At 44.9% G+C, this 11,549-nt stretch carries 10 protein-coding genes; 6 read left to right on the top strand and 4 right to left on the bottom strand.

The genetic code is table 11. The features are described 5' to 3' along the window. Positions 1-243 precede the first annotated feature (243 nt). The 4 genes from AC23N5_RS23230 to AC23N5_RS23215 all read left to right on the top strand — a co-directional run bounded on the left by AC23N5_RS23230 (position 244) and on the right by AC23N5_RS23215 (position 5,271). The gene (locus AC23N5_RS23230) at positions 244-2,505 is read left to right on the top strand and encodes an alpha-L-rhamnosidase-related protein (RefSeq protein ID WP_487757451.1); all 2,262 of its coding nucleotides are present in this window, start codon (positions 244-246) and stop codon (positions 2,503-2,505) included. Between the two features lie 299 nt (positions 2,506-2,804). After that, positions 2,805-3,071 (top strand): hypothetical protein, encoded by a 267-nt coding sequence (locus AC23N5_RS23225; protein WP_487757450.1) that lies wholly within the window; start codon positions 2,805-2,807, stop codon positions 3,069-3,071. A gap of 447 nt (positions 3,072-3,518) precedes the next feature. Then, complete coding sequence (locus AC23N5_RS23220) at positions 3,519-4,469, top strand: SDR family oxidoreductase (RefSeq protein WP_487757449.1); 951 nt, start codon at positions 3,519-3,521, stop codon at positions 4,467-4,469. A gap of 10 nt (positions 4,470-4,479) precedes the next feature. Next, positions 4,480-5,271: a helix-turn-helix domain-containing protein gene (locus AC23N5_RS23215; protein WP_487757448.1), complete on the top strand. Its 792-nt coding sequence runs from the start codon at positions 4,480-4,482 to the stop codon at positions 5,269-5,271. 13 nt (positions 5,272-5,284) lie between these two features. On the opposite strand, the gene AC23N5_RS23210 is transcribed toward AC23N5_RS23215, so the two are convergent. Beyond that, positions 5,285-6,427 carry a DUF4249 domain-containing protein gene (locus AC23N5_RS23210; protein ID WP_487757447.1) on the bottom strand — a complete coding sequence of 381 codons (1,143 nt, stop codon included), beginning with the start codon at positions 6,425-6,427 and terminating at the stop codon, positions 5,285-5,287. A 41-nt stretch (positions 6,428-6,468) separates the two neighbouring features. Beyond that, the gene (locus AC23N5_RS23205) at positions 6,469-7,335 is read right to left on the bottom strand and encodes a helix-turn-helix domain-containing protein (protein ID WP_487757446.1); all 867 of its coding nucleotides are present in this window, start codon (positions 7,333-7,335) and stop codon (positions 6,469-6,471) included. Positions 7,336-7,478: 143 nt separating this feature from the next. On the opposite strand from AC23N5_RS23205, the gene AC23N5_RS23200 reads away from it, so the two are divergent. Both AC23N5_RS23200 and AC23N5_RS23195 read left to right on the top strand, forming a co-directional pair. After that, positions 7,479-8,297, top strand: a complete 819-nt coding sequence (locus AC23N5_RS23200; RefSeq protein WP_183976438.1) for a phytanoyl-CoA dioxygenase family protein — start codon at positions 7,479-7,481, stop codon at positions 8,295-8,297. A gap of 101 nt (positions 8,298-8,398) precedes the next feature. After that, the gene (locus tag AC23N5_RS23195; protein ID WP_487757445.1) at positions 8,399-9,097 is read left to right on the top strand and encodes a ComF family protein; all 699 of its coding nucleotides are present in this window, start codon (positions 8,399-8,401) and stop codon (positions 9,095-9,097) included. Here the strand turns inward: AC23N5_RS23195 and AC23N5_RS23190 are convergent. Next, positions 9,094-9,717, bottom strand: a complete 624-nt coding sequence (locus AC23N5_RS23190; RefSeq protein WP_487757444.1) for a dihydrofolate reductase family protein — start codon at positions 9,715-9,717, stop codon at positions 9,094-9,096. The genes AC23N5_RS23195 and AC23N5_RS23190 overlap by 4 nt on opposite strands. 211 nt (positions 9,718-9,928) lie before the next feature. Further along, positions 9,929-11,530: an SGNH/GDSL hydrolase family protein gene (locus AC23N5_RS23185; RefSeq protein WP_487757443.1), complete on the bottom strand. Its 1,602-nt coding sequence runs from the start codon at positions 11,528-11,530 to the stop codon at positions 9,929-9,931. Positions 11,531-11,549 lie beyond the last annotated feature (19 nt).

Genomic DNA, 11,549 nt, shown 5'->3' with positions numbered 1-11,549 from the left:
CCCCAAAAAAATGTGTCTTCTTGCGCATTTACAATATTAAAAATAAATTACGTACACTTATGGGGTTAAGGTAGGTTTCTCAAAACCTGCTGAATTCATCGAAAAATGTGTGGTGGTTTTGAGAAACCACCTTGCACGAGTAGGGCGGTTTTGAGAAACCGCCTCACGCGGGTTGGCAGTTTTGAGAAACCACCTCACACGGGCACGGGGCACACGGGTATAAAACCCATTTTTTACCTTTTTATGTTAGCAATAACTTGCCCATTGATGCGTGATTTTATGAAAAAACTGCCCCTTTTATTGTGTTTATTGGTGGAAACAACGGCCATTTTAGCCCAAAACAACGCCCCCAACCATACCCGTGTTCAGCAAGGAAGTGTGTCACCAACGGGCTTGACCGTAGAGTACATCCGAGAACCAACACAAGTAGCTATTAAAGATGTACTACCCGAATTTGGCTGGTTGGTACCCACTTCAGCCGTTACACAAACAGGTTTTCAAGTACTTGTGGCTTCTTCCAAAGCACTTATTGACAAAAACGAAGGGGATGTATGGAACAGCGGCCCAGTCTATAAAAATGGTTCAACCAACGTAACCTACCAAGGAACAGCCCTGCAAACGGGAAAAATCTACCATTGGAAAGTACGCATTTGGGATGCAGCGGGGCGTCCGAGTCAGTATTCAAAAGCGCAGGTGTTTACCGTGGGAAAAAGCGATGGAGAACTAACAACGGGCAATCGTTTCCAAACTGACCGCATAAAGCCACGCGTTTTTACCAAAAAAGCCAATAATTCGTACTTTGTCGATTTTGGTAAAGATGCTTTTGCCAATTTGGAAATTAACTACGCAACCAATAGCCCCGATACATTGATTTTTCATTTGGGGGAACAGTTGGAAAATGGACAAATCAACCGCAAACCCACGGGGACGATTCGCTACCAAGAGGTGCGATTAGGTGTGTCGCCCAACCAAACAAAATATACCCTTCGATTAAAACCTGACCAACGAAACACGGGGCCGAAGGCGGTGGTTTTACCTGATTCTTTTCCCGTCTTGTTGCCTTTTCGTTACTGCGAAATCGAAAAAGCCAGCAGTCCGCTGCAAGCCAAAGACTTGACGCAAGTGGTTTATTACAATTATTGGGAAAATAACCAAAGTTACTTCAACAGTTCAGATTCGGTATTGAACGCCATTTGGGACATGTGCAAATATTCCATCAAAGCCACCACGTTTGCGGGCTTGTACGTGGATGGGGATCGCGAGCGGATTCCGTACGAAGCGGATGCGTATTTGAACCAATTGAGCCACTACACCACCGACCGCGAATACGCCATTGCGCGCCGTACGATTGAGTATTTTATGCAACATCCTACGTGGCCGACGGAATGGCAACTGCACGTGGCGATGATGTTTTATGCCGATTACATGTACACGGGGAACACGGAGTTGATTGAAAAGTACTACGAACCGTTGAAGCATAAAACACTCATGGAACTCGACCGTGAGGATGGACTTATTAGTTCGCAGTCGCCCAAAAATACCCCTGAGTTTATGAAGAAACTGGGCTTCACCGACCCGAAAGAAAAATTGAGCGACATCACCGACTGGCCCCCCGCGCAAAAAGACACGGGCTGGAAATTGGCGACGGCCGAAGGGGAACGCGACGGGTTTGTGTTTCGCCCAATTAATACCATGATCAACAGTTTTTACTACAAAAACATGGTAATTATGGCCGAATCTGCCAAAATTTTAGGAAAAACAAGCGACGAACTTGATTTTCAACTCAGAGCCGCGAAGGTCAAAACGGCGCTTAACGAGAAGTTGTTTGATAAAACCAAAGGCCATTACGTGGACGGCGAAGGCACTGACCATGCGTCGGTTCATGCCAATATGACGGCCTTGGCGTTTGGGGTTGTACCAGAGGTTTACAAAAAATCAGTGGCTCAGTTTATTCAATCGCGCGGGATGGCGTGCAGCGTCTATGGGGCGCAGTACCTGATGGAAGCGCTGTACGAAGCGGGCGCGCAAGACTACGCGTTGCAATTGTTGACCGACCAAAGCGACCGTAGCTGGTACAACATGATTCGGATTGGCGCAACGATTACCCTCGAAGCGTGGGACATGAAATACAAACCGAATTCTGACTGGAACCATGCTTGGGGAGCGGTGCCTGCCAACATCATTCCGCGTCAGTTGTGGGGGATTCAGCCCAAAACAGCGGGGGGAAGCGTGGTATCTATCAAACCACAATTAGGGAAATTAGCGTCGAGCGAAATCAAAGTGCCTTTTATGAGGGGCAACGTAAGTGCAAGTTACCAGCGAACGAGCGACGGCATAAAGCGTTTTACTTTTGACGTTCCCGCCAACATGGCCGCTGAGGTAGAAATAAAATCTAAGGCGGAGGACAAAGTAGTGGTGAACGGAAAGCAGGTAGCTTCGGCGTTTAAAACCCTACAACTAGGCCCAGGCAAACACGAAATAACGTTGAAAGAAGCCGTTCGCTAAAACGCAGGCAGGAAAAAGGTCAGTTGCTTGCGAATGTAAAGTTCATTTTCTACTTTTGCACCCACAAAATATCGAAGAGGTATTTTTAGGGCCCATAGCTCAGTCGGTTAGAGCATCTGACTCATCAATTAAAGTTCTTTGAATTAATGAATCGCGCTTGTGTTGTTTGTCAAACTGAAATTTATGGTCAAAAGCAAAAGTATTGTAGTAATACATGTAAGCAAAAAGACCACTATTACAGGGTAAAAAAGCAAACAAATACATATCACTCACAGACAGTTAGATCAATTTCACGAAAAATGAAATTAGTACAAATGTTTGGAGGACAATGTAGCAAATGCGGTTATAACGCGAATCTGGCAGCATTGCATTTTCATCATGTGGATTCTACAACTAAGCAGTTTAAACTAGACGCTAGAATTCTTTCCAATAAAAAATGGGAGAATATTGTAGAAGAAGCAAAAAAATGTTTGTTGTTATGTTCTAATTGCCATGCAGAAGAGCATAATCCAGAGCTTAGTGTTAAAAATGTTCAAAAAATTTTAGACGGTGCCGCTTTTGTGTGAGCAAAAGATGGAATAGGGGTTAATTCAGGGAAGCCTTAACGGGTAGCGCCGATGGTAATCCTGAGCCAAGCCAAGTGAACGGTTTAAAAGTAACTTGGAAGGTGCAGAGACTAAGAAGTGAGGAAACCAACCAATAAGCTTCTACTAACGCCCCTCACCCGACTCCTAAATTAATTTGGGAAGGGTGGTGAGATAGTCCTACTACTTTGGGAAACCAGAGGAAAGTGAATCAGGTGGTCGCAGGTTCGAGCCCTGCTGGGCCCACTCTAAAGCGTCAAATTTGTTGATAATCAGCAAGTTTGACGCTTTTTTTTTAGCCGATTTTCTTCTTTCATTTAGCTTTTAAGTAAGATTCTGAACTTCACAGCAAAGTAAAATTGGACGCCACAACAAAATGAATTGCGGTTTGATTGCGGAACTTTGCACCGTCATTAAATCAAAAAAAGAATGAAAACCGTATTAGTAACTGGTGGCACTGGATTTGTGGGTATCCATACCGTTTTACAATTATTACAACAAGGATATAACGTAAAAACAACCCTACGTGCTTTACATCGAAAAAATGAAATTTTGGACGCTTTAGTGGAGGGTGGAATTACTAATTTTGAACATCTAAGCTTTTTCGAAGCCGATCTTACTAGCGAGGGGGGCTGGCATAAAGCTGTTGAAGGTTGTGATTATGTTTTGCACGTAGCTTCGCCTTTTCCACTGGGGGAACCAAAAGACGAAAATGAACTTATTATTCCAGCGCGCGACGGGGCGTTGAGAGTTCTGAAAGCCGCGAAAGCGGCGGGAGTGAAGCGGGTTGTGCTTACTTCTTCATTTGCGGCGATTGGCTACAGTATGAAAAAGAAAGGCTATGTATTTACAGAAGCTGACTGGACAGATGAAAATGCGCCTATTATGGCCTATATTAAATCAAAAACCGTTGCGGAAAAAGCTGCATGGGACTTTGTTAATACAGAAGGCGAAGGATTGGAGTTTACAGTGATTAATCCAGTAGCTATCTTTGGGCCGATGTTAGGAACGATTACTTCTGCGTCGTTAGAAGGAGTTATAAAAACGATTGTTGATGGTCATGTGACAGAAAGCCCAGCGTTTACATTTGGGGTAGTTGACGTTAGGGACGTAGCGGCACTTCATATTAAAGCAATGCTACATCCTGAAGCGAATGGTCATCGTTTTTTAGCAACTTCTCAGGAGGTGATGAGTTTTTATGACGTAGCACAGCTTATTAAACAAGAGCGTCCACAAAAGGCAGCCAAGATAGGTGAGATGAAGCCAACCGCAGATGATTTTTACATTCAGATGTCAAATCGGAAGGCAATTGACATGCTAGATTGGTATCCTCGAAACAAAGAAGAAGCGGTACTTGCGAGTGTCGATAGTTTAAAGTAAATCAAGCAACGTGGAAATAAATAGCATCCATTCCTGTCATTTGGGGCCTGAAATTTCTCCCGAACAGTTTATCCATCATCATTATTTTATGTATTTGCTCAAAGGCTCCATGAAAGCGTATGATGGCAATAAACAATATTGGGTGCAGTCAGGGGATTATTACATTGCCCGTAAAAATCATTTTATTCGTTACACGAAATACAAGGAAGACGAGCAGTTTAAAAAAATAATCATTACCCTCGATGAACCGTTTCTGAAACAATTTTTTGAACGACATCCCTTTAAAATAACTCCTTCAGAAACCCCCGATGCCTTTTTGTTTTTAAATGAAAGTAAGTTGATGGGAAGCTATATACAGTCGCTTGAACCTTACTATTCGAATGGGCAGGAACTGGATGCTACGTTTGCCGATATTAAGCGAGAAGAACTACTTCTGATTATTCTTACCTCTGAACCTATGTTGGCAAATGTTTTTTTTAACTTCGGTGTGCCGCAAAAAATAGACCTTGAAACCTTTATGAATCGAAATTTTCGATTCAATGTGAGCTTGGAACGCTTTGCCTTTATGACAGGGCGAAGCGTGTCCTCTTTTAAGCGCGATTTCTTGAAAATATTTGGCATGACTCCTGGTACTTGGCTCAAAAAGAAACGGTTAGAAGAAGCTTTTTTTCAAATTAGTACCCAACACCAAAAACCGAGTGATGTGTATTTAGAAGTAGGTTTTGAAGACTTGTCGCATTTCTCGTATGCCTTCAAAAAGGAGTTTGGGAAAAATCCAAGTGAGATTTTGCTTGTTCGTTAAGGTTCCCCCCCTTCTACCAATACGCAGGCCGCTTGTTGGTGCCGCCTTGGGTGCGGCAGTCGCTGCACGGGATGCTGCCGATGGTGTAAAAAGCAATGGGGGAACCTGGCACGGGGTGCTCGATAAGGACCAAAAACGACGCATTGGTCGATTTACGGATGATTTCGGGCTCAGGAAGGGTGTCGAGGGGCTCGCAGAGTTGGTCTTGCACCGTAAATCTGCCTAAGTATTCGGTGATGAATAACCGCTTGAATTGTGGCGTTGAAGCACTGAAAAATCCAAATACAGGTTCTTCGGGCGAGGTGACGGAGCTGATATTGCCCGTTATTTGCGAGGGTTGTCCATCAAAGAGGCTACCCGTGATTTCGTTGGTTTTGGAAAGTGCTGCCCAATAATCAAACTCTTCGCGCGATAGCCCGTATTGACGTACCAAAATGCTGTACCTTCTGGCTAATTTCCCGCTGATGGACAACACCGTCGTAAGGGGAACATCCTGAACAACATCTTGGCTTAGGCGTAAGGTATTTGCCAACGTAATTTGGGCCGATTTTTGGTTGCCCCAGCAGGTGTTGATGTCTTCGGTACGTGGTCTAACTTTCCCCGCCACTATTTCATAACCCGAATACAAGGGCGCTTGATACTCCCACGTTTCTTCAAAGTTCCAACGGTAAAAACGAGTTTTGTTCAGCGGGTCGTGGGTATTGACGAATATTTGCACGTTGGTACGTGCTTGATTGACACGGTAAGTGACGCTATCAATGGCAGGCGTTTGGATGAGGGGGACGTAGGTCGAAAGGTATTCTTTGCCGCCAATGGTTTGAATGTGTAGCCGAAACTTTTCACTTTCGGTCGCCGAAAACGCTTTTAAAGTATAAACGCCAGGCTGGGTTTCAACGAGGTTATAGGTATTGCCTCGGTCGCTTTCGACTTTCACTTGGGCGCGTTGTTCGAGCAACGTAGCCCCCGTTTGTTTGACTTTTTGGGTACGACTCAAGCGTATTTCACTGGTAATAGAGGGGTTGAGTGTCCCTTCCACCACTAGGTAATTTTGTGCCTGATTCACCTCAGGTGGCGAATAAGATTCGATACAGCCATCGCTTAGATAGCAAATAACTACGAAAAGTAGTAGAGATGAAAGTCGAGATAGATAGGTCATGGCGCGTGGAATTAGTTAAAAAAGAACCACACACCCAAAAACTACCTAAGGGGGTTCGTTTTTCGAAAGGCCAAGGGGGACTGACCCATTTGCCGCCTGAAAGTTTGGTGAAAATTAGACAAGTTATGAAACCCACATTCGAGCCCAACCTGGGCTACACTCAGCTCGGAGGTAGTCAGAAGTTTGCAAGCATGGTTGATTTTGAGGTGATTAAGGTATTCGATGTACGTTTTTTTTGTCCGTTTTTTGAAGTAACGACAAAAGGCAGGTACCGTCAAATGGGCGACATCGGCGATGGTTTCGAGCGAAATTTCCTCTTGAAAATGGGCCAACGTAAATTCTAAAATACGTTTCATCCGTTCGGTTTCTGAGTCGTCGATGGTAAGGCGATACGTAGGGCTTGCCAGCGACCGAAAGGGGGTTTGAGTGGCAAGCTGCAATAAAATGTCGAGCAAAGCCACCAACCGAAAGCCTTCCGTAAGGGTAGGAAGTTGGAGGAGTTTTTGGTGAAGGGTGGGGGAGACGGCGCTAAAAACAAGGCCACTTTCTGATTTTAGAAGCAAAGAACGAATGGATTTAAAATCAGGGACGTTGTTGATAAAGTCGTTGACCCACTGCGGCGGAAATTGCACAACGACGGCTTGGGCGGTCAGCTTAGAATTCTGTTGGTAAAATTCGACGGAGTTGCGCCAAAAATGCGGAACGTGGGCGCCTAACAGTACTAAATCGCCTGCGTCGAAAGCCTCGATGCTATCGGCTACAAAACGCTGTCCAGCGCCCTGAACGATGTAAGTAAGTTCAAATTCGGGGTGATAATGCCAGGGCGCGTCGAAATAGGGACGCTCAAACGCCCGTACAAGAAAGGAGGAGGTATGTTCAAACGTCAGTTGTTCAAGCAGCGGTCGCATATAAAATGTAGAATATTGCTTTTGTATTTTAAAATAAGCAATACAAAGAGTTAAAATACTACATTAATTGGCTAAAAAACAGAATTTTTGAAATTCAACGAATACGGTACTTTGCATCATCAAACAACGCAATCGAAACGTATATGCAAAAGTCAGCCTTACTCGAAGAATTGTCAACTCCCTATGCTGTACCTGCCGAAGCAGTGGCATTTTACCGCGAAAATGGTTACGTAAAGCTTAAAAATGTGCTCAGCGCCGAGGCGATTGCGTATTACGGGGAAATCATTACGGATTTGGTTTTTAAGCTCAACAAACTCACCAAACCCATGGAAGAGCGAACTACCTACGAAAAAGCTTTTCTACAGATTATGAACCTTTGGCGGGAAGATGAAACCGCGAAAGAATTTGTGTTTTCAAAGCGTTTGGCGCAAATCGCCGCCGATTTGATGGAAGTGGAGGGGGTGCGTTTGTACCACGACCAAGCCCTTTATAAAGAGCCAAGTGGCGGCATCACTCCTTGGCACGCCGATCAGTTTTACTGGCCTTTGGCTTCGCCCAAAACCGTCACGGTTTGGATACCGCTGCAAGCGACGCCCTTGGAAATGGGGCCGTTGGCATTTGCCGAAAAAAGTCAATTGGTAGAAATCGGGCGGGACGTGGAAATCAGCGATGAAAGCGAAGCCCTGATGCAACAGTCGCTTACGCAGTTTTCGCTCCATGAAACGCCGTTTGATTTGGGCGAAGTAAGCTACCACGCGGGTTGGTTGTTTCACCGTGCGGGTGCCAACGTCTCTGGCAAAGCCCGTAAAGTGATGACGATGATTTACATGGACAAAGACCAGCAAATAATGGCGCCAAAGAACAGTTATCAAAAAGCAGATTGGGAAACGTGGTTGGCGTCGGCACCCGTAGGTAGTAAACCTGAAAGCTACTTAAATCCAATTTTGTTTAGTCATTCATAAAGTAACGTCAGAGACGTTAGGCCGTGTTTGTCCCGACTTCAAGTCGGGAAGAGCCGTAACTTTCAGGCTGGTTTGAAGTCAAAAAGAAAAGACATGAAACCATGAACGTACTTCTTCGCCTCTGGAACGATTTACTGGATTTATTTTACCCCAATACCTGCTGTGCTTGCGCAACGCCGTTGGTCGGAAACGAAACATGTCTTTGTACTTCATGCCGCCTGACATTGCCTCGCTCACAGTCACACACAATTTCCACCCCCGAGCTTACCAACAAATTTGCGGGAAAAGTGGCGGTTTCTTTCGTTTATACTTTCTTGAAATTTGAAAAAGGAGGGAAAGTTCAGCGTTTGCTTCACCAGTTGAAGTACAAAAATCGGCCTGAAGTGGGGCAGGTGGTAGGACGGCTTTACGGCGAGGAACTTCGGGCGGGCGGTGTCCAAAAGCAAATTGATTTGTTGTTGCCCGTTCCCCTTCACCCCCGTAAAAAAGCACAACGAGGCTACAACCAAAGTGATATGTTTGCCGAAGGACTGTCGGAAACCATGGGTGTTCCGTGGTCGGCGGAGGTGCTGGCGAGGGCGCAATTTACCTCCACCCAAACCCGAAAAACCCGCTTAGAGCGCTTTGAAAACGTATCGGGGATTTTTGAGGTAGTTCGTCCTGCGGAAGTAGTAGGAAAACGAATTGCGATTGTGGACGATGTCGTTACCACGGGTTCTACGCTCGAATCGGCCGTGGCGACTTTGCTTGAGAACGGTGCTAATGAGGTTTCGGTGATTACGATAGCGGCGGCGTATTAAGTTTTTTTTGCCAGTTTGTATTTTATATGGGTTGTTAGATGGGAGGGTATTACTTCTTGGATGTGAAGTGCATATTTGTCTTTATCGATACCATCAAAAAGGCGAATTCCACTGCCTAGAAAAACGGGGGCAATATGAATAAAGAATTCATCCACAAGTCCAGCATTTAGAAATTGTTGAATCGTGTTTGCACCGCCTTGTATTCTTATGTCTTTTCCTTTTGCTGATTGTTTTGCTTTTTCCAGCGCACTTTCTATGCCATCATTTATAAAGTAAAAAGTGGTTGTCCCTTCTTGAATCCAAGGGGGGCGTTTTTCGTTTGTTAACACATAAACGTCCGCTTTATACAGGTCATTGGGCCAACTAGCTTCGCCTTCCTCAAACATACGCTTACCCATTATAAATGCACCCGTTCGTTCAATAGTTTCTCTTATCAACTTTCCATCAGCGCCATCTTCTTTCCCTCCCTCAAACCCTAGGTACTCCCAAAAAGCTTTTTGATTAAACATCCACGAATGAATTTGTCCCGAAACCCCACCCATAGGGTTTTTAGGGCTTCTGTTATCTCCTGCGAAAAATCCATCAAGAGATATTCCACTATCGAAAATTATTTTGCTCATGTTTTTTCTTGGTTTAGATGGTTGTTCGCAGTTAAAATACGAAACCAATTAATTGCAAATATATGTGCAGCTAATTGGTTTCGCAAATTTGTTGTTACTTTTTTAGGGGGAATTGCTATCAAATGGTTGTATTGACGGAGTAGCCTGCATCGCAGTTTATTGGGTCAATACTTGTTAGACAGAGTGAAATACGCGCAATGAATTACCCTATTTATTCTTTCCCACCACGCTTTCTATCTGCTTCAACAAAACGTATCAACTCCTCCGCAATGGAGCGCTGTGCATTGGTGGAGAGATGCACGCCATCGGTTGTTTTTGCCTCAAACCCTACCGAAAGCGAAGAAAAAGTATCCAAAAAACGCAAGTGGCGTTCGGTGGCCAATTGCCGTAAAAACTGATTCAAGCGTCGCACACACTCATTGCCACCTTCGTACTTAGCAATCGCCTTGGTATGATCAATGGGCGGCGGAGTCATTAAAATGAGGCGGGTTTTATGAGGGGCGTACAATTTACTGCTTTGAAGTTTGTCCAATAAGACTTGGAAGTTCTTTTTTACCACTTCAAAATCAGCTGCAAAAATGGCTTTACAGTCGTTAGTGCCCAGCGCAATCGTAATATAGTCGAAAGGCTCTTGGTAGTTTTTAGCCAAAGCCATCTGTACCAATGAATCCAAGTTGCGCAAAGTGTTGAGCTTGGGGTTATCAAGGTTGTTAAACCCAACCGTATTGCCCGAAATCGAGTAGTTGACGATGTTACTAAACGGAAGTGTCCCCACCAACTGATTTACCCAGCTATTGGGCGCTTGTTCATTGGAAGCTCCAATCGCTAGCAACCGCATCGAGGTCGGGTTTGCTTTTTGTCCTTGCACGGGGATAAGACCCAAGGCTACTTGGGTCAATTGTTCGTGGGTACCATCAAAAATTCGGAGACTGACATTGCCCGATTTTTTCTGTACATACAGCTTTCGACCTTCCAAAAATGGCCCCGATACGTGGGGTAACTGTCGCTGACTTAGGAGGGTAATGGTCTCTTGATCAGTGACTTTGTCTTTGTTGCGTTTGGCAAGTTTATTGTAAAATCGAATAGATTGAGTAATGGGAACTGAGCCCGTGTACCCGTCGTTGACACCCGTGTAAATAAACAACTCGCTAGGGCGGTTTTTTATGGTATCAAACAGCGGTGATCGGCTGCGCATTTCGGTAATATCAGGTGTTCCGTTGTCGGATGTACTTTTCAAGATTTGTCCCGCATAGGCTAGGTTACGGCGAGACGTTTCGTGGTACCAACTCTCAAGGTCGGAAATAGGTACCCAAGCCGAAAATGATTTAACAGGCAACTTTAAACGACTGTAACACAGTAAAGTAGCGTATCCACCCCCCGACACCCCAACGATATGCACTTCGCTGGGGTCGATGCGTTCGGTCTTGAGTAAATGTTGGATGATGTCCTCAATATCGTTGATAACCAGCTTACTGCCTGTGGCTTCTTTGCGGTTGTTAGGTCCTCTGAAATCGGGATGGACATAATAATAACCCTTTTCAACTACCTTAAAAACCAAGGGGTCAAACTGGGTATAGTCGCCGCTCCACGTATGTAGGCTGACGATTAAAGGCCGCTTTTCGGACGGGTTGGGAGGTGCAAAAAAGAGGGCTTTTTGCACTGCCCCGTCAACGCTACTTTTTACCGAAATCTCTTTGACTCCTTCGGGCCATTTTTTCATTTGCGTGTCATCCCAAGCTGTTTGAGCCATTCCGTTCAAGCAAAACACCAATAAAAGAAGAGGAGAAAAAAGCGAATTAAATAAAAGCTTCATTGCGGTGGGTGAGTGTCGT

The sequence above is a fragment of the Runella sp. R5_40 genome (genome assembly GCF_057652295.1).
Note: the sequence above shows the minus strand (reverse complement) of the source record. Positions and strands in the feature narration are given on the sequence as shown.